The organism is Marinifilum sp. D737 (genome assembly GCF_026672275.1).
Lineage (GTDB): Bacteria > Bacteroidota > Bacteroidia > Bacteroidales > Marinifilaceae > Marinifilum.
The window spans coordinates 98,090-119,088 of record NZ_JANQCD010000003.1 but is presented as its reverse complement, the minus strand read 5'-3'; the positions used below and the strand labels follow the sequence as shown (position 1 = coordinate 119,088).

The 20,999-nt window shown below is 35.8% G+C and carries 14 protein-coding genes; 3 read left to right on the top strand and 11 right to left on the bottom strand.

Features of this window, described 5'->3' with window-relative positions; genetic code table 11:
* The first annotated feature begins 209 nt into the window (after positions 1–209).
* The 3 genes from NQ163_RS03765 (at position 210) to yccS (ending at position 5,994) form a co-directional block, all read left to right on the top strand.
* Positions 210–1,205, top strand: a complete 996-nt coding sequence (locus tag NQ163_RS03765) for a DUF4421 family protein (RefSeq protein WP_268188951.1) — start codon at positions 210–212, stop codon at positions 1,203–1,205.
* A gap of 1,652 nt (positions 1,206–2,857) precedes the next feature.
* The gene (locus NQ163_RS03760; protein WP_268188950.1) at positions 2,858–3,496 is read left to right on the top strand and encodes a hypothetical protein; all 639 of its coding nucleotides are present in this window, start codon (positions 2,858–2,860) and stop codon (positions 3,494–3,496) included.
* 350 nt (positions 3,497–3,846) lie between these two features.
* Positions 3,847–5,994 carry a YccS family putative transporter gene (gene yccS, locus NQ163_RS03755; RefSeq protein ID WP_268188949.1) on the top strand — a complete coding sequence of 716 codons (2,148 nt, stop codon included), beginning with the start codon at positions 3,847–3,849 and terminating at the stop codon, positions 5,992–5,994.
* Positions 5,995–6,071: 77 nt separating this feature from the next.
* On the opposite strand, the gene NQ163_RS03750 is transcribed toward yccS, so the two are convergent.
* From NQ163_RS03750 to NQ163_RS03700, 11 genes are all read right to left on the bottom strand, one after another.
* Positions 6,072–7,184 (bottom strand): PLP-dependent cysteine synthase family protein, encoded by a 1,113-nt coding sequence (locus NQ163_RS03750; RefSeq protein ID WP_268188948.1) that lies wholly within the window; start codon positions 7,182–7,184, stop codon positions 6,072–6,074.
* A gap of 165 nt (positions 7,185–7,349) precedes the next feature.
* Positions 7,350–8,306 (bottom strand): thioredoxin-disulfide reductase, encoded by a 957-nt coding sequence (gene trxB, locus NQ163_RS03745; RefSeq protein ID WP_268188947.1) that lies wholly within the window; start codon positions 8,304–8,306, stop codon positions 7,350–7,352.
* Between the two features lie 52 nt (positions 8,307–8,358).
* Positions 8,359–9,639, bottom strand: a complete 1,281-nt coding sequence (locus NQ163_RS03740) for an L-cysteine desulfidase family protein (protein ID WP_268188946.1) — start codon at positions 9,637–9,639, stop codon at positions 8,359–8,361.
* A gap of 140 nt (positions 9,640–9,779) precedes the next feature.
* On the bottom strand, positions 9,780–12,581 hold the full coding sequence (locus NQ163_RS03735; RefSeq protein ID WP_268188945.1) for a M16 family metallopeptidase: 2,802 nt from the start codon (positions 12,579–12,581) through the stop codon (positions 9,780–9,782).
* Positions 12,582–12,959: 378 nt separating this feature from the next.
* Positions 12,960–14,951 carry a protein-disulfide reductase DsbD family protein gene (locus tag NQ163_RS03730; protein WP_268188944.1) on the bottom strand — a complete coding sequence of 664 codons (1,992 nt, stop codon included), beginning with the start codon at positions 14,949–14,951 and terminating at the stop codon, positions 12,960–12,962.
* Positions 14,952–15,422: 471 nt separating this feature from the next.
* A complete protein-coding gene (locus NQ163_RS03725) occupies positions 15,423–16,472 on the bottom strand; it encodes a 4Fe-4S binding protein (protein WP_268188943.1) in 1,050 nt (349 codons plus the stop codon).
* Positions 16,456–17,091: a 4Fe-4S dicluster domain-containing protein gene (locus NQ163_RS03720; RefSeq protein ID WP_268188942.1), complete on the bottom strand. Its 636-nt coding sequence runs from the start codon at positions 17,089–17,091 to the stop codon at positions 16,456–16,458. The genes NQ163_RS03725 and NQ163_RS03720 overlap by 17 nt, the downstream gene beginning before the upstream one ends.
* An 8-nt stretch (positions 17,092–17,099) precedes the next feature.
* Positions 17,100–18,038, bottom strand: coding sequence for a phosphate/phosphite/phosphonate ABC transporter substrate-binding protein (locus NQ163_RS03715; protein WP_268188941.1), 939 nt, complete (start codon positions 18,036–18,038; stop codon positions 17,100–17,102).
* 473 nt (positions 18,039–18,511) lie between these two features.
* Complete coding sequence (locus NQ163_RS03710; protein ID WP_268188940.1) at positions 18,512–18,985, bottom strand: protein-disulfide reductase DsbD domain-containing protein; 474 nt, start codon at positions 18,983–18,985, stop codon at positions 18,512–18,514.
* 206 nt (positions 18,986–19,191) lie between these two features.
* Positions 19,192–19,710, bottom strand: a complete 519-nt coding sequence (locus NQ163_RS03705) for an SRPBCC family protein (RefSeq protein WP_268188939.1) — start codon at positions 19,708–19,710, stop codon at positions 19,192–19,194.
* Between the two features lie 125 nt (positions 19,711–19,835).
* Positions 19,836–20,972: a TlpA disulfide reductase family protein gene (locus tag NQ163_RS03700; protein WP_268188938.1), complete on the bottom strand. Its 1,137-nt coding sequence runs from the start codon at positions 20,970–20,972 to the stop codon at positions 19,836–19,838.
* Positions 20,973–20,999 lie beyond the last annotated feature (27 nt).

Genomic DNA, 20,999 nt, shown 5'->3' with positions numbered 1-20,999 from the left:
CTTTCAATATAAAAAGCATCAATCCTGCAAAAGATTGATGCTTTTTATACTATACCAATACAATATTGTTTAATACCATGCTAAGCACAAACTACAATCTCAGCTATCGTTTTTTTTTAATATCTTGTATAGGAGTAATCTTTGGTTATTGGTAGCAAAATAATTTTAAAGGAATGTGCGGAACAGCAAAAAAGATCTATTTTATTCGAATGGCACTGATCAGTGCTATTTTTACAATACTGATTCTGAAAGCTGAAGCGCAAATATCAGATACTCCAGCTAATATTTACGAAGAAGGCTGGATCGAGAAAATGAAAGGCATAATTGCCACTGATATTTCATTTAATAATTCATATGAAACATTTCGGGTTGAAACTCCCTCAAACAAAACCATTCTTTACCCAAATACTCCCAACAACTTGCGACTGAAGTTACACTATGAGTTCATTTCATTGGGCATTCAATTTGCTCCTGATTTTTTGCCAGGCAATGGAGACAATGATTCAAAAGGCGAGACAACAGCATTTCAACTTGATGCAGCCTTGGTATTTAAAAATTGGTTTTCGAATATCACCTACTCAAAAGTTCAAGGCTATTATCTTAAAAACACCGATGATTATATCAACTGGACAAAAGGAGATGCATATATCCAATTTCCTGATTTAAATTACGAAGGAGTATCCATTTTATCGGGCTATATTCACAACTCAAAATTCTCTTTACGCAGTATAACTAGCCAAACAGAGCGCCAATTGAAAAGTGCAGGGAGTTTTATGCCGGTTTTCAACTTCGATTATTACCGGATTAATGATAAATCCAATTCAGTAAACACCCAGAAATCAAAAAACATAGAGTTGCATATCGGACCGGGATATGCACATACATTTGTGCTTAAAGAGAAAATATATGCTTCCATAGGAATGCTTGCGAGCATTGGTTACCTAAATACCAAACTTACCACACGCACAGAAGGTGGAAATTTTGTTACGAATCAGAATAACCTCTTGCTAAGAGCAGATTGTAAAGTTGGAATGGGTTATAACAGCAGTAAGTTTTATACAGGTTTTTTTGCCACCTTTTCCGACACATGGTTCAAACAAGAGAATAGCACGGCAAGGAATACAGAAACCAATGTTTTCTATCACATCTTTTTTGGAATGCGATTCAATGCTCCCAATCTATTTAAAAAGAAAGGCAAAGGCTAGGTTTTTGCATACAAATACATCAATCCAGCATGTGGTTGCTAAAACTTATAAAGTATAATACTTCTTTATTATGGAATTTATATTTACGACTCAATCATGTATTTATAATATAATAGTCTGGGTTTGATCTTAAAGCACAAACTAAAAAGCTCTTACTAGCGTTTTTTTCTAGTTAATGCCATCTTTTTCACGCTTCTCTAATAAGTCCAAAATCCTGTTCATTTTTTTCTCATGAATCTTGCTTGGAGTTCCCACGATGTATGGTAAAATAATCATGTTAACAAAAGGTATACATGCCAATATTGTCTATAAACTAACGTTCTTTCCTTTTTCTTTTGCCAGTCTATTAATGATAAATACCATTGGTACCATCATCAAGATTAATGGTAATAGTGACATTAACGGGTTTGGTTGGTAAAGTGATTGTTCCATATTAATGAGTTAAATGATATATTGATTAAATAATAAGTTTTAATTATAGCTATTTTTTATTCTATATTACCTTCGTGAAGTTCTTTATATTCCAACTTTTTAGTTGATTAAATCCCCCTTGCTGTCGCACAGATTCCTTCCTGTGACTTTAAGATTCGCGCAGTAGCTGGTAGTATTGTACATCTGCTAATTATTCTTCTGCTAAATTTATAAACAATCATTTTTAATGCAAATATTTTACAGTAATAAATTTTAAGAGAATCAAAAACCTCCGATTAATGATGGTTTTTGTTTCGTAATAAGTGACTTAATTGATTTTTTTCTTTACAAAATTTGAATTGATATCTACAGAATATAGTATAGGCAATATGATAGATTAAAATAGTCAAATGGAAAAGTACTTTCTGAAAACATTTTAATTCCTACGGAACTTTTATTAGAGCCAACGGACTTTAGAAAAAGGTTTCCGGAATTTCGGTTATGCTTTTTTGAACTTCCGTTAGGGCCAATCGAACTTTCAAAAAGCTTTTTTGAACTTCGCTTGGGCATTTTCTATAGTTCATTTGGCATTTCTAAACTTTGCTTATGCTTTTTTGAACTTCCGCTAGCTCTAATAATTCTTCCAGAAAGCTTTTTATAAATTCCAGAAAAATTAATTTGCACTTCAAAAATCTGTTTTGAGAGGTGATTTTGTTTTTTTTGAGAAAAAAAACTCTTATCTCATGAAAATATTTATGAACTTAATAATTTTAACCCTATAGATCCAATACAGATCAACAATCTTATTTTAAGGCACTTTCAGAAGAATAAGAAACTTACTGTATGAAACCATATCTAAATCACAAAATTCTTCCTAAAACACACTCTACTCTCCAAAAACTCTACAAGCTTTGTATTCACTGACTTTTTTCATACTTATTCAAAAGAGATATACTTGCTTAATGAAAAAATTCCTCAACTTTTATTATCATATATTTTTAACGCATTTTCTAATAATTCATTTTGCTCATAAAATAAACATCATTTAAAATTATTTTCAAAAAATTTCATTTATTTTTTATCTTGTCTAACAAGCGCATTTACTGGGCTTAAGAACTTTATTTCATGATAAAAAATGTTATTCACTCCAATTGCTATTGACATTTTAAAAAATACATCCCAATTTTATTATATAAGATTTTAATAACAAAATATTAATATCAAACCTATAAATAAATGTCATGACACAAATCAAAATTAATGGCGACTACATTTCAAAATCTGAGGAGGATTTTAATGCACAGGGCGAAAACATCATTGCAAAACTTCCTGTTTATAAAGATGTCTTAGCTCTTTCTGATGAAAAAGTTGCCAAAATTGTAAAGTCAATTCAGGATGACAAGGCCTTGAGCGAGAAGAAGAACATTATTAAAGCTCAATCGCGCTCCACAACCAAAGAGTATGAGATTATTCACAATGAGTGCATTAAGGTGGTTCGTGGACTGAGAAAGGAATTGGTGAACAATCCCAATTGTACTCCCGCCGTTCTGGAAGATTTTGGACTTAATCCTGCTCAACGTATTATCGATACCGATATACAACGTCCGATATTAGATGTTGACCTGGTATCGGGTGTGCCTCAAATTAAATACAAAAAATCGGTATTTGATGGCATTCGTTTGTTTTGCAAAATTAGCTACGGCAGTGAAGAAAAAGAATATGAGGAAACCATTATTCGTCATATTTGGAAAGATTCCAAAGCTCGAATGGATCCTTCAAAACCAGAAACCAGGTACTATTATGCTTATTTCGTATACAAAGGACAAATTGTTGGGCAAAAATCAAATGTGGCCAGCATCACTCTGGAGGCCATAAAATAAGCTACATCTATAATTAATTTTTGTAAGCATTTATTTTCGTTTCAATAGCCACGGGGCTGTTCAAAAAGTGTTCTATATTATAGTCATGCTGATTCCGTTTCGAGAGAAATTTTCCAGATTTGAAAATGAGATGTTTCAATTCTTTTAACATGAATCATATATTTAGAAATTGCTTTTTGGACAGCCTCTTTTTTCATTTATCTTAGTTTTGTAAAAGTTCTTTTTCCTAAATAACTTTATTGCTTTTCCTTGCAATCGTTTGTAATTCCAACTAACTCAAAGACTTCTGAAAATTATAATATTATTACTAATCTGAGTTTGTATCTTTGCTTCCTCAAATTGTTAGATTCATGCAAAACAAATTAAGAGTTAGCCAATTTCAAGGCAAACAATGGTACGAATTCTGGATACAAAACCTATGGCGATATCCCAATAGGCTATTGGCCCTAAAAGCAGCCATTGCTATGGGAGCTTTGTTGATTCCTTTTGTAATCTTTAAGATGGCTTTTATTGGTGTTACTTTGGCTTTGGGTGCACTGGCTGGTGCCTTATCCGAAACCGATGACCATCCTAAAGGAAGGGTGAAAGCCTTGCTGCTTACCATTCTTAGTTTTGTGATTTCTTCTGCTTCTGTCGAGATTTTACTGCCCTACCCTATTCTATTTGGCATTGGTTTGGTAGGATCTACCATTACCTTTATCCTGGTTGGTGGCCTGGGCGAACGATACCGAGGCATTACCTTTGGAGCTTTGCTTGTAGCCATTTATACCATGCTGGGTGCCGAAATTTCTCCGAATTGGTATGCTCAAATCATTTTATTGCCTACAGGTGCACTTTGCTATGGATTATTGTCATTGATCTTGCTGTATTTACACCCAGCACGACTGTTAGAGGAGCAATTGGCCGATGGTTTCGAAAATCTTTCTTTGTATCTAAAAGAAAAATCGAAATTATTTCCCAGTGATAAATCCATACAGAAAAAGACCAGGCAAGGATTGGCTTCCTTAAATGTTAAGGTGGTAAACTCTATTGGCCGTTGTAAAAATGTTTTGAACAGTTATGGCGATGCGATGAATGATGAGAATCAACTTCGTCCGTATCTTCACAAGTTTATTCTATTACAAAGTCTTCACGAAAGAGCCGCTTCGAGTCATGAGCGTTATGATTTATTGAGTGCTGATGCTGATAATCGCGAGGTTTTGGAAGGTCTGGGACAGTTGATGTTACAATTATCACTGGCTGCACACGAAGTATCGAAAAGCCTGCTGATGGGAACAGAATATCATCATCCCATTTCCTTAAAGTGGACCATCAATGCCATTCAAGCGCAACTAAAGGTGATTAAGAAGAATGAGAACAAAAATGATTTGGGTTTGCTTCTTCAGAACCTTAATCAGTCGCATCTTTCCTTACAAAATATGAATTTTAACGTAGATTCCGGCTTATTGCCAAGAGTCGACAAGGATTCAAGCAGTTTGTGGAAACGATTTACCAATCAACTAAATTGGAATCATCCAAAATTCAAATATGCCATCCGTTTGTCAACCTGTTTCCTTATCGGCTACCTTTTGATGCTGGCTTTTGATATCGAAAAAGGTTACTGGATTTTATTAACCAGTTTATTTGTGTGTCAGCCTAGCTATAGCGAAACCAGGCAAAGACTATTCCAGAGAATCCTGGGAACCATAACAGGTGTGGTGCTTGGGGTTAGTATTGTTCAAATACTTCCTACTGTTGGAGGACAAGTGGTTCTATTGTTAATTGCCGCCTACTTTTTCTTTGCCTGGCTGAAAAATAATTATGCTGTTTCGGTAATCTTTGTTACCATATTTGTGATCGCAGCTTTTAACTTGATTGCTGATAAGGGCGTTGTGGTAATGATTCCAAGAATAATAGATACAGTAATTGGAGCATTGCTGGCTATTATCGTGGTTCGTTTCATGTGGCCCGATTGGCAATACAAACAACTTCCGAACCTACTGGCAAGTGCAGTAGAGAAAAATCACACCTACTTTAATCAGATTTTATTGGAGCACAAAGCACCCAGCGAGGATGATTTGCTGACTTATAGAATTTCAAGATATCAGGCTCATCAGGCTGACAATGCTCTGTCTATGGCTTGGAGGGGAATGAAACTGGAACCAAAACGCCAGCAGAAAATGCAGAAAAGGGCATTTTCCATTACCTATCTCAACCATGCATTGCTTTCCTATTTATCGGCTTTGGGTGCACATCGTAACATTCCTGATTATATGAATGAGGAATTGCAATTGATGTACCAGGAGGTGGAAAAGGAACTATTGGTAGTTGCTGAATCATTAAGAAGAAACGATTCGAATTGCCCCTATGAAGATCTTGAGATTGTGCTGGAAAAGCTGGGGAATACCTTGGAAAAAACAGAAAGAGGAACACACCGTCAAAAGTTGGTATTGCTTTACAATATTGCCGAAGTTACACAGCAATTGGCACAAAAAGCTTCTCAAATTGAAGTTGAATAAAATAAAGCTATTTCAAACAATAAAAAGAAAACCTCTGTCAACGCAGGCAGAGGTTTAAGATATGGAAATTAGATTGATTAATTTCTTCTTGGACAATATGGTAATTTTACCATTTCATATGCATCATGATAATTTCCTTCTACACAATCGGTAGGATCACAACAAGTGTGACAAACTCGTTTAAATGCACGGAACTTATGAAGCTCAACACCAGGTGCCATAAAATCTTCTTTTACTGGCTCTTCGCGCATTAAATCGGTACTCAGGTATTTTTTATTATCATCAGCAAACACAGTAACCACTACTGCATCTGTTCCTAATTCTTCCTGAATTTTAAGTGCTCCCAAAAAGTTTGCTCCCGATGAAATGCCAATTCCAATACCCAATACAGAAGAAAGTTTTTGTGCCATGACAATTGCATCACCATCATCAACACTTACAATTTCATCCAATTTATCCAACTCTACGATGGAAGGAATAAACTCATCGGAAATTCCCTGAATTCTATGCTTTCCAACTTTATATCCGGTGGACATGGTTGGTGAATTAGATGGCTCAAGAGGATGAATTCTGATTTCAGGATTCTGTTCTTTTAGGAATTTACCAACTCCCATCACAGTTCCTCCTGTTCCAACACCTGCGACAAATGCATCAGGCACCAGGTTTCTGTATTTCAATTGCCACCACAATTCCTGAGCTGTTGTGTTGTAATGTGCTTCACAATTGTCCCAGTTGGAAAACTGACGTGGCAAGAAGGTATTCTCGTCTTCTTCGGCTAATTTGTTGGCCATCTCAATACTTCCAAGGAATCCTCCCTCATCTTTGCTTACCAGCTGTATGTTTGCACCATAGCTTTTCATCAGGTTAATTCTTTCCTGACTCATCCAGTCGGGCATATAAATGGTAACAGGGTGACCCATTGCACGACCAATTCCTGAAAAGGCAATTCCTGTATTACCGCTGGTTGCTTCTATAATGCGATCACCTTCTTTTAAAGCTCCGCTTTTGTAGGCTTTTTGCAGAATATGAAATGCCATTCTATCCTTAATACTACCTGTCATGTTCAGGTATTCGGCTTTGGCATAAATGGTACGAGTTTTTCCTTTGTAAGTAAACTCAATAGCTAATAAAGGCGTATTCCCTATTAAACTGGAAATGCCTACAATTCTTTTGCTTAGGGGATTTGTCATCATTTTGTTAGGTTAGTTATTTAGTAGTTAAACATATTCAATCTTATAAGATCTCTTTATCTCTTATCATCTTTTAAAAAGAGGCAAGCTCATTTAACATGTCTGAATAAATTGGAGAGCTTGCCTGCTTTGCTGAAACTTACACTTAAATTATGAAAGACTGTATTAGTTCAATTCAGCCAAATATCTTTCAGCTTCCATAGCTGCCTGACATCCGGAGGCTGCAGAAGTGATTGCCTGACGATATACCGGATCCTGAACATCACCACAAGCATATACTCCTGCCACATTGGTTTTAGGAGTTCCTGCTTCAGTTAAAATGTAGCCCTGATCGTCAGTTTTTATATATTTTGAGAAGACATCAGAGTTTGGATGGTGTCCAATTGCCAGGAAAAATCCATCAATGGCAATTTTAACCTCTTCCTCTTCAGGAGTACCAGCTTTCTTCATCAAAGTACAGCCTTCAACTCCCATTCCTCCAGTTAATTCTTTGGTATTGTGTTCGAATAATATTTCGATATTTTCTGTTTTGAAAACTCTCTCTTGCATTGCTTTCGAAGCACGCAAGTGATCTTTACGAACCACCAAATATACTTTATTACAAAGACCTGCAAGGTATGAAGCCTCTTCGCAAGCAGTATCACCACCTCCTACAACAGCAACATCTTTTCCTCTGTAGAAAAATCCATCACAGGTAGCACATGCCGATACACCAGAACCTTTAAATTTCTCTTCACTTTCCAATCCTAAATACTTGGCAGTTGCTCCTGTTGCAATAATTACCGATTCAGCTTCTATTTCAGTTTTACCATCAACAGTTACTTTATAAGGTCTTTGCTCAAAATCAACATCCGTAACAATTCCCCAACGGCAATCGCAACCGAATCTTTCTGCTTGCTTTTTTAGCTCTCCCATCATTACCGGACCACTAATTCCTTCCGGGTATCCAGGAAAGTTATCAATCTCGGTAGTGGTTGTTAACTGTCCACCAGGTTGCAATCCTTCATAAACTACAGGGTTCAAGTTAGCTCTCGAAGCATAAATCCCTGCAGTATAACCTGCAGGTCCTGAACCAATAATCAAACACTTTACTTTTTCAATATTATTCTCTTTCACATCCATCTTAAATCAATATTTTATCACCTTAATTTTAATAAAAATATTCAGGTGTAGCTTATGATACTTTTTTCATTTTCTCCAACATGGTTTTCAAAATTACCTCATCGGTAACTTCCATTCCTTCGTTTGCCAGGCGACCAATATTTCTGATTGTTGCTTCAACATCATCATCGATAATACCATTCATTCCATTTAGTACATTGTGGTTCATTGCCAATAAAGAGGATTGAATGGCAGCACTAACACTTGCCGAAATCTTGTGTGAACAGCCATATTTTGCACCATCACAAATCATTCCTGTTACACTACCTGTCATGTTTTTCAAAGTCATACCCAATTGTTGGAAATCTCCTCCCATGATGTAAGTAATTCCACATCCAGCACCAGCAGTAGAAAGCAATACGCCACACAAAGCAGACAATTGACCTACAAATGATTTCATGTAGATCGTGGTTAATAGTGCCAAGGCAAGACCACGCAATAATTTTTCGTGCTCTACCTCTAACTCTTCCGCTGCAACAACAACAGGAAGTGTAACGCTAATCCCCTGGTTACCACTACCACAGTTCGACATTACCGGCATGGTACTGCCTGCCATACGAGCATCAGAAGCTGCAGCTGTTAACATGATTGAACGGTTCATGATATCAGAAGACAATAAACCTTTCTTGATATTCAACAACATCGACTTGCCAACCTGAAGGCCATAGTTTCCTTTTAATCCTTCTTCAGCAATCGATTTGTTTAGCTTGATTCCTTTTTCGATAAAACGGATCTCTGAAATATCAACTGAATGGATAAAATTGTAAATGTTTTCAAAGCTCCATTGAGAGAAGTCAGCTCCTCCTTTATCATCGGAATCGCATGCATTGCTATAAACTACTTCTCCATTTCTTTCAATGACTACAATGTTTGTATGTCGGTCTTGAATAATTACTCGGCCTGTATTATCACCACTGTGGCAAATGCACTCAATGTATAATTTAGGTACATCATACTTTACATCCACTGAAACTTTTCCTTCATCGACAAAAGATTTTGCCATATCCATAACATCATTGCTGATGCCGTCCAATACTTCAAGTCCCGCTGTTGGATCACCACCTAAAGCTCCTAGTGCTCCGGCAATGGTTAATCCAACCATACCCGAACCAGGAATTCCTACACCCATTCCATTTTTTAAAATGTTTCCACTTACAAAGAACTCAATGCGTTCTGGTTGTAATGTTAAGACTTCGCGAGCTTTAGCTGCTGCATAAGCAACTGCTACAGGTTCTGTACATCCAAGAGCTGGAACGAATTCCTCTTTCAGCTTTTGCAAGAATACTTCTTTCATTAGTTAGAGTTAAAATTAAATGTTAGTTGTTTGTTTTTGTTTTTTGGGTGGTTAATTGTTGTTAGATGAAAGAACGGACCGGCCAGCCCCTTACCTCCGACCGATCCAAAACTAAACCAAAACAGACTATTGATTTTGTTTTACAAATCTTTAGGGTTCATTACAACCTCTACAGAATCGTATTTCTTAAATAATTTTTTAGCAAATTCTTTTACTTTCTTAGCACTTATGCTTTCAACAAGATTATTGTAAGATTCAGTATCAGTAATTGGCTCATTATTCATTAATGATGATTGAATTACACTCAACCAGAAGCTGTTTTCTTTTACTGCTTCAGCTCTGTTCTTTATGTAGTTTTTCTTGATTTCTTCAAGATCGGTTTCATTAACTGTTTTTACAATGGCATCAATTTCCTGGTAAACCAATTCTCTTAATCTTTCTTGTTTTTCCGGACCACAATCGAAATTGATTGAGATACCAACATTTTCGTATGGACGCTTGCTAATTGATGGACGAACACCAACACCATAGGTTCCACCCTCTTGCTCACGTATGGTTTCCATATATCTTTTCGAAAGCAATTCTGCAACAACTCTTGCATACATTCTTGTTTCAAGATTGTATTTCATTTCATTTTTAAGAGAAAGGAATACTGTTGTTTTTGGCACTTGCATTTCTCTTTCGAAAATATTCTGAGATTTTCCTTCTGGCATACGAACCTTTCTGTCAATCCAGTTTTCTTCACGATTCTCAGAAGAAATACTACCAATATATTTACGAATTAAAGGCAAGTGCTTTTCTTCATCGATATTCCCTACAAATAGGAATGTAAAGTCGCTTGCGTCTTTAAATCGGTCCAAATAGATTTTCTTAGCCTTTTCGAAATCGATATTGCTTACAAACTCTTCATTGAACATCAATGCACGTTCATGGTGGTTAGCCATTATCTGTCCAATTGTATCTTGTAATGCTTTCCCATTATCAGCTTTTACATTTTGAAGATTGTTTTTGATTGCTCCCATTTGTGCCTGGAATACATTCTCATCGAATCTTGGATGCTCGAAATACTGATACAATAACTGTAACATGGTTTCGAAATCCTTTGGAGAAGCTGATCCTGAGAAAGCTTCAGTAAACGAACCCAACTCGGGGCTTACTCCTGCAATCTTACCTGTCAATTTCTTTCTTAACTGAATGGCATTGAATTCACCTACACCTGAGATTTTCGCTAACATTGTTGCAACATCTCCAGATTCTAAATCTTCTCTTTCAAGAAGTGAACTACCCCCAAAACTATAAGAGCTGAATAAGATTTCATCCTTGCTATAATCAGTTGGTAGAACAACTACTCTTGCTCCATTCTCTAACGTATATAGTTTTGCATCGGTTCCTTTTACAAGTGATTCTGATACAAATTTCTTGTCGCTTAATTCATCTGTCACCAATGGCGCATCACCTGTTTCATCAGCATAAGCTTCAATATTTGAAGTCATCACCTTTTTAACAGAAGCAAATAGTTCCTCTTTTGTTGGGTATTTGATTTCTTCCTTATCAGGACCACTCAATGCAAAAACACTGTTGTTGATATTTCCATAGTTTTTCAACATTGAATTCACTTCCAATAAAGTGATCGATGGAATCGCTTTTTGTCCAAATTCTACTTCCCATTCTACCGAAGGAGCAGGATTAGCACTTAAATAGTGCTTCTGGAAAGTTTGAGCCCAATCTTCGTTTGAGATTTTATCTTTACCCTGTAGGTATGATTCATAACTTCTTAAAAAGGAAGTCTTTGCTCTTTCCAATTCTGACTCAGTAAAGCCAAAACGTTGAACTCTGGCAAATTCAGTCATAAATGTTTCGAACGCCTCAATTTCTCTATTCTCCTTAGGAGCTACATAAAGATAATTGGCCTCTTTTGTACGACACATTCCGAAATTACCTACTTGCATTCCCACTGCAGGACATTCCGGATTTTGCATCAACTCTTTCAAGCGGTTATTCAACATGGTATTGAACATACCTTGTACCAAACTCTCACGCATGTAATTTTCATCGCGTGTAGTATAAGCTGGCTTGCGGAAGATCCAATTGATAGAAACAGATTTAGCTTCTTTATCTTTTGCTAATACGTATTGTGTCTCTTTGCTATCTTCTACCTGGTAGTATACTCTTTCAGCAGCATTTTTTGGCATTGGAATTTTTGAGAAAAGCGACTTCACTTTTGCTTCAACTTTCTTCACATCAAAATCACCTACAACGACTACCGCCTGGTTATCCGGACGGTACCATTTGTGATAATAATCACGCAATTGCTTGTGTTCAAAATTATCGATCACATTCAAATCACCAATTACATCGCGCTTGGCATACTGAGAATGGTTGTACATTACAGGTCGGGTTTGTGAATTGATACGAAAACGAGAATTTCTTCTGGTTCTCCATTCTTCGTGAATTACACCTCTCTCCGACTCAATCTCATCAGCTTCCAATAACAATCCTCCCGACCAATCGTGAAGAACAAGTAAAGCTGAATCTATTAAATTTTCATTACCAGTAGGAAGGTTACTGATGTTATATACTGTTTCATCCTGAGATGTGTAAGCATTAATATCTCTACCAAATTTGATCCCGTTCTTTTCAAGATAGTTCAACATATTTTTACCCGGGAAATTTTCAAGACCATTAAAAGCCATGTGCTCCAGGAAATGAGCCAAACCGTTTTGTGCATCTTCCTCCAAAATTGCACCTACATTTTGCACAAAGTAAAGACTTGCTCTGTCTTTTGGTTCTTCATTGTGCATCACATAATAAGTCATTCCATTAGAAAGCTTACCATACTTTACCTTGGGATTTAATGGAATTGTTGTAGTATTTTGCGCCTGGCTAAAGTTACCAGAGAACAAAATCACACTCATTACGAGTAAGGATAAGAATTTCTTCATTTTGTTGTTTTTTAGTTTTTCTCAAAATCATTTCGAGAGATATGCCCGTTCGAGTCAACATTCTTAAATTGAATTTACAATACTTGCGTATTCTCAATTTAAAACTGTTTTTTTTTGGTAATTGGTTTTCTAATGATAAAAGGGAGTGAGCAGGGAGTTTATAGATCAGATATTGGGGTAAAGTTCTTTACTGCCCTGCTCATAACCACTAACTAGTATTTGTTGTTGTAATTTTTGATTTTGGTAGCCTTAGTTTTTATAGATCTGATAACAGAAGGAGTTTTCCTCCTGCTATCAATATCTATCCTTACTAACTATGTTTTCATCTATAAAATGAAAACTTCTCTAACTAATCTAAACTACCTTTATATAAAAGCTCTACTTAAGGTTCTGAACTGTTACTTTTTTTTTAAAGTTTGCCTTTCCTTCATCAAGGAATTTCACAAATTTATTTACATCTAAATCGTAAGCTGTTGGTGTTGTTAAATCATTACCATTCTCATCAAGAAGTACGTAATATGGCTGAGCATTTACATTGTACTTACGAATTTGAAGGTCTGCGTTTTGCTTCCCAATGGTTTTCTTTTTCTTACCATCGTATTCAGATACATACCATTCTTCTTCTGGTAATTTTTTCTTATCATCTACATACAGAGCAACTATAATAAAGTCTTCCTGTAATCTTTTTAATACTGCCGGATCGGACCATACATTTGCTTCCATTTCGCGACAGTTTACACAACCATGTCCAGTAAAATCTACAAAAATTGGTTTTCCTTCGCGTTTCGATGCTTCTAAAGCTTCATCATAATCGAAATAACCTTCCAATCCATGAGGTAAATGTAAAAAGTCAGCGTATTTTGCCTTATGGCTTGCTTTATGAACTGGGCCACCACCTGCATTATCACGTACAATTTGACTTAGGTTAAAGTCATGAGTAGCTTGAGGAGGCGTAAAACCTGATAACATTTTCAATGGAGCTCCAAACATACCCGGAATCATATACACAACGAATGAGAATGAAGCAATTGCCAACATCAAACGTGGCACACTAATACTCTTCAATGGGCTATCGTGAGCAAACATTAGTTTTCCTAACAAATAAAATCCTAATAATGTAAAGATTACAATCCAGATTGCGATATATACTTCTCTGTCTAAAATTCCCCAGTGGTAGGTTTGATCGGCAACACTCAAAAATTTTAAACCTAGTGCCAATTCCAAGAAACCCAATACAACCTTTACTGAGTTCAACCATCCACCTGATTTTGGAAGATTGTTCAACCATCCTGGGAAAATTGCAAACAATGTAAATGGTAATGCAAATGCTAATGAGAATCCTAACATACCAATAATTGGCATTAATACTTCACCACCTGCTGATGCTACCAAAATTGAACCTACAATTGGACCAGTACATGAGAACGATACAAGAACCAAAGTAAATGCCATGAAGAAAGATCCCATGAAACCACCTTTATCCTCATTTGCCACTGATTTGTTCACCATCCAGCTTGGCATAGTAATTTCAAACATTCCAAAGAATGAAAAGGCAAAAATCACAAATATTAAGAAGAACAAAATATTTGGAACCCAGTGAGTACTTAGGAAGTTTGCAAAATCAGGCCCCATTACTACGGCCAAAATTGTTCCAATTACAGTATAAATTGCAATAATAGAGAAACCATAGAAAAAAGCATTCATTCTACCTTTTGCTTTATTGCCACCACCTGAGTGCATGAAATAACTCACTGTCATTGGAATCATTGGGAATACACATGGTGTAACAATCGCAAGCAATCCACCTACAAATGCAGCAATAAAAATTGCCCATAAACCTTTTTTACTTTCCTTATCATTGCCATCTGAAGAAGCAACTGCTACAGCAGCTTTCTCTTTTGCTTCACCAATTTTCAAATCAAACTCGTCATCTCCCATAACACATTGTCCGGTTTCATCAGAACAAGTCTGGTATTCGAAAGTACCGGCAACATGAAGAGGCAATTCTTTTACCTTAATGGTTTGGCGTAGCTCTCCTTCATTCTCGAAGTAGCTTACTTCACCATCCCAAACTTCATCATACTTCTTGTGAGCATTAACCGGCTTTACTTCTCCTACTCTTTCGTAACTTGAATTTGCTGCAAATTCGAAAGTGATCAAGATCGGACCTAAATCCGCATCGAAATCGTTCGAGTAAACGTGCCAGGTTTTGTCAATCGTTGCTTTAAAAACAACATCTAATTCGTCTCCTACTTTTACATCTTTCTTAGAAAACTCCACTTTCCACTTGGTAGGCTCTATCATCTGCCCGAAAGAAAGTCCGCTAAAAACCATCATTAAAATGGCTAGAATTGTAATTTTACCTTTCATCTGTTTCTTTTTAGTCTTAACTGATTGCAAGCTTATTTTTATAAGATTCCAACCTGTTGGGTTGATTAGTTGATTATTTTTTGGTTTAACCTTTGCTTTAGAGACAACCAAAATCTCTAAATGGGTGAACGAAATAAGTAAAAAATATCGTTAATTAACGTTAATAATTAGCACATTAACAGGCATCTAAAAAACAATCAATTATTTATATTGTTCATTTTAAAATCTGTAAACTCACTGATTATCTAGAGCTAGGAATTTCAATTACAATCCAGATTAGATAAAAATTGACTGTGAAAAAAAAATGATTTTTTTTTACTTTTTTTTACTGATTGTAGTTTTCATGCCATTATTACTTGAAAATTGTAAATAGTTAGCCCATTTGGGGTTTCAAACTGATGTAATTTTATTGCCAGATACAAAAAAACCATCCCTAAGGATGGTTCATATATTTGATCATGATACTTTCATTTAAAAAGCATCTTTCTTACAAACATTATTACATTTATTACACTGTACACAATCGTAATTCGAAACGTAAGCATATTTGTTTTTTCTATCGATAGCTATCGCTTGCGTTGGACATACCTTTTCGCACATGCCACAATACACACAGTTATCATCTTTTATTTTTCTTGGCTTGAATGAAAAGAATGAAACCACTCCCAACAATACACCATAAGGACATAAGAAACGACAAAATGGACGTGGCACCCAATAACCCAAGACAAGAATTGCGATCAGGTACAACCAGGTTCCAATACCAAATGCAATCAAAAATTTAGGTTCCATGGGATGTCCTAAAATAAATGCCAAACCTTGTTCGAACCAGGTTTGTCCTGTAAAGAACAACACCTTGTAAGGTTCCACCTCACAAACAAAAAAGCATGCACTCTGAATTGCAAAATAAACCGTTGCAATTAACATGAGTACCGGTACTACTTTTAGTGCATTATTTAATTTTTTAGGCAATTTAATTGTCTTCTTAGACTTTTGTACAATATGCTGCACAGCCCCCAATGGACATCCTGATGTACAAAATACACGTCCGATAATTAATGCTATAATTAATGGAAGCATAAAAATGATTAGACTAGCCAGGCCAACTTCTGCCGGAGTAATCAAACCCATTGTAGTATTTGATATGGCTCCAACCGGGCAAACACATCCTCCACGTATAAATCCCAAATAGGCAAATGTGATAATGGCCATTACAGTCATAGCCTTTTGTGATTTTTTTCTCCAAACAAAGAAAACACCAATTAAAAGCAATAATAGTAATACACCCAAATCTACAAATACCATGTATTCAGGTGTTGGAAAGAATTCTTTTGGAATGTAATTGTCCTTAAACTCACGAATGTTACCTCTACTCAAATCATCAACACTATGACAATCTTGCTCCTGAGGAACAGGCAAAGCCATACTTGTATTTACAGAAGCTACCAAAGAAACCAGAGCAAATGCAATAACGATAACTACTCTCATATTTAATTTTAATCCTTTAAGCTCCATATTCATTCATATCATTTTGACCGTACTCCAACTCGTAAATTCCTTTAAAATCATCCTCTGGCCCGATGTACAAACGATCAATTGCATCCTCAGGGCAAATTCTTGCGATATCGCATGAATTGCAATTCAAACACAAATCAGGACGAATAATCAAAAACATTGACTTTGTTCCTTTATCGGTACAAGCTTCTGCACATTTACCACAACCGGTACATTTGTCATGGTCGATATCGTATATAAAATATCCATCTTTTCCTCCTGAGAAATTCTTACGGCTTACTGCATCATACGGACAAACTCTTTCTCCATCACTCATGATTTTCTCCGATTCGATTTGCTTGTTTTTAATGTGGCCATAGCAAACAACACAACAAGAGCATTTTTTCTGATCATTAACCGCTTTTACTGCCGAAGGTGTGCGAACACATCCTGTTTCACATTTACCACAATTGGTACATTTGTCTGGATCTATCTGCCAAACATATCTTGAACGTGGACCTGCAGTTTCTTCGTTTAAATGTTGACCTACAATCCTGTAGGCAATCCCTCCAAGTGCAAGAGCACAAGTGGCCTGACCAGCTTTACGCAAAAAGCTACGTCTGTCCCAATTCTTCTTTTCAGTCATATTAATAGTTAGTTTTGTGCTATTGGTTTTTTGTATGGATTTGGAATCCATGATGCAGGTTTTACAAAGCCTGCGCTTAACATTCCTTCCGGAGATTTATCCTTTGATAAAGCCAATAATGCTTTTTGGAAACGCATTGCATCTTCTTTCGAAATTTTCTTACGGTCTAGCACTACAGAACACAATGGCATTTTTTCAGTTTCTCCAATCACTCTAAAATCATCTTCGCTGGCAACATCTACTGCACAACTTGCCGACATTACATAGTCAGATACAATAGCTACTTCTGCTTTTTTATCCATTAGCTCGTTGATACTTTCCAAACAGCTCGCTTTATAGTAAATTTTTCCAGGCTTGATATTCATGTTTTCCAATTGACGTAAAGGAGCATGAAATTTCTCATAAGCATCTTCCTGACCTGCAACCAATGTTCTTCCGTTGATATCGGCCATGGTTTTAATGTCTGAATCTTTTCTTACCAAATAAACACCAGTTAACCATTGTTTATCATACACATCAAGAATATCAGCAATTCTTTCATAACGAAGGTGATTCTCTTTCATCAACATGAAAGCATGCCATGGCTTTGTAATCACTCCATCATGAATTTTTGCCTTTAATTGATCTTCCATCATGTATGGCTCCATATAATAGGTAATCTGCAAATCAATATTAAATTGTTCCATCAATTGCTTTTGCAATTCCTCATACTCTCTTGCTGCAATATCGTGAATACAAGCACATGCAGTTTTCTTGCAATACGTATCGTTTAATGCAAGATTAATAGTTAATACCTTATCATTAGACGATGGCTCGCCACAACAAGGCATAAATGCGGTTTCCTCAAACCCTTCATCTTTCTTCTCTTCCTTTTTAGGCTTCTCGTTACACGCTGCAAACACACTGATCAACAATGCAATTGCGGATAATTTAATTAGTGATTTCATGTTATTAAGCTTTAATATACTACATCGGATTCCCCTATCACCTGTTTTCATTTAACAGATCAAAACCCCTATATTGTTAATTCAAAAACGTCCAAACTTATAAAAAAAGGAACACTTTTCTATTCAGGAAATGCAATCAACAACTCTAAATGTTTGCCTATATGACACTATTACTGTAAAAATGGATGAATTAAAACGTGATTTTCTACATTATTCATAATCCCTCTAAATAAAATACGTTTTCATGATCTGCAATCCTCCTTAATTCATGCGTTTTCACAGTACTATATTAAGGACAACAAATATTATAATTCGGATGAATGAGAAGGTCTATTTTTAACCTTAATTAACCAAGAGGAAATAATTACAGGTAATTTTTTCATCTGTTTTGCTAGTGAGATATAGTATGAATTTGCACATACAAAAAAAAGACCGTCTAAAAAGACAGTCTTTCACTTTAATATAAACTTGATTTACTTTGAAGGATAATTCAAATCGAACTCATCATCCCCCATAACACATTGTCCTGTTTGGTCTGAACATGTTTGGAAATCAAAAGTTCCCTCAACATGTAATGGTAAACTTTTCACTTTAATCTTTTGACGCATTTCCGCAGTATTTTCGAAATAACTTACATCACCTTCCCAAATTTTATCGTATTTCTTATGGGCATTAATTGGCTTAACTTTTCCAATACGCTCGTAACTTGCATGATTTTCAAAATCAAATTCGATTAAGATTGGTCCTAAATCCGGATCAAAATCATTCGAATAAACATGCCAGCTTTTGTCAATCTTTGCCTTAAAAACCACTTCGATTACATCTCCTACTTTTATGTCTTTCTTAGACAATTCAACAGTCCATTTCGCTGGTGTTAAAATTTGAGCAAATGAACCAGCTGATACACTTAACATTAGCACTATTAGTACTGCAATTTTACTTTTCATATCCTTATTTTTTACTTATAAAAGAGCTCCCTCTTTAATATTAATGTTTATTCTTCCTGTTATTAAGACAATAGTAATACTAAATAGGGTGAAACCAAGCTGCATTTTTTAAGCTTAATTAACCTTTGTAAATTAATGTATAAAAAAACCGCCTCAACTGAGACGGTTTATACTATTCTTTATTGTCACACAAACATCAAGACCAATTACTTGTTGTAATAGTTTTGAATCCCCTTTAGAGTTATTGAAAGCTCTTTTCCAATTGCTTTAAATGTCTTTGTTTTAGGCGCTCCATTATTTACTTTGAAATAGCATTCCAATCTCAACTTGGTTTTCGATTTACCTGATGGTTCGATGTAGTAATTCACTACATAATATTCTACCGGATACTGAGAATCTTCTGACCTAAAACAAATCCTTTTAGCAGCTTTTGCAAAAACCGTTACTTCTTCACCTCTTTCTGTTCCATCGGTCATTTTTACCAAGCGATATGCTTCGTAACCGTCTCCCTCTTTCTCTACAGATTTTACAAACTCTGAATTGTATTCATCTACCTTATCTAAAACTGAAATTAACTTCCATACTTCATCAGGGCTGGCATTAACAACTCCTTCTCGCTGAAGCGTTGGTGGAAGTTTCGTAGCTGCTGTCATTGCACTCTGAGCCAAGGCTGTACTTAAACTTACTGTAAATACAGCTACTAATAAAATCAAATATCTTTTCATATCTTCTTGTTTAAGTTAAGGTCCCAATTACCAGTAAGGGCAATTGGGACTTCCCCCTTTCAATATGGCAATTACAGATTTTAATTGCCCTACTAATATGTACTTTATATAAACGTTTTCCTGTTCTAGTGGAAAATAGATTCCAAAAGTTTTTCCAACTTCTCTCCTCTTAAATTCTTTCCAACAATCTTTCCTTCTTTGTCTAAAAGAACAATAAATGGAATACCTGAGAATTGATACTCTTTCATGATATCTTTACCAGCCTTTGGTGCTTGAACCTGTGGCCAAGGCATTTTCTCCTTGCGCATCGCTTTCATCCATGCATTCTTGCTTTGATCAATAGAAACACTAAGCATTTCCAATCCTTTGTCATGGTATTTCTCATACTCTTTCTTTAGGTGAGGAATCTCCTGACGACAAGGACCACACCATGACGCCCAGAAATCAATCAATACGTACTTTCCTCGGAAATCCTTTGGTCCATAGTTCTTGTCACCATTCTTAGTTGGGAATGAAAAATCAGGAGCAACTTTACCTTCCATCATTTTCTCTCTTGCAGCTTTGGCCTCTGCCAGTTCCTTCTTATAATCTAATAATGGCTGATAATTTGGATTCTTTGCTTCCAGAGTCTTAATAATATTCTCTTTAAGTTCCTTATCACTTTCTTTTCTTAATGAACCTAAGACTGAAAGAATTGAATTGCGATCGGCATAGTGCTTGGCCACGTAGCGCATGTATGCATCACTTTGCACATAGTTTCTGTTATACCCCTGGGCAGCACTTTCTTTCCATTCTTTACTATCCGACTTTGAAGCTTGATATATTACTTTCCCTGCAGCAATCATCCCCTGGTAAGAACGATAGCTGTTGAATGATAACAAGTTCATTACCTCATTGTTTGGTCCACCTTTTATATATACAAACGGAGGGTTCTTGATCTTGATTTTTGCAGTATCTCTTCCTCTAAAGTCGATTTCCAAATCTTCATCTTCAGCCCAGAAACGTACCGACTGCCATTTTTGACAATCTAAAACGTAAACACCTGGTTGATCTACGTTCATTTTGAATTCATAGGTGTTATCTGGTTTTAACTCTACCGAATCAATTATTGTCTTTTCAAAACCATTTCTCTTAACAATTGTCATCTTATAGCTATTATCAGGAAACTCCACCTTTCCCTTAATGGTGATGGTATTGTCTTTTGGTTGCTGTGCACAGCTAAATAACATTACACTGATTAGTGCGATTAATATTGTTCTCATCTTTTTAATTAATAATGAATAATTAGT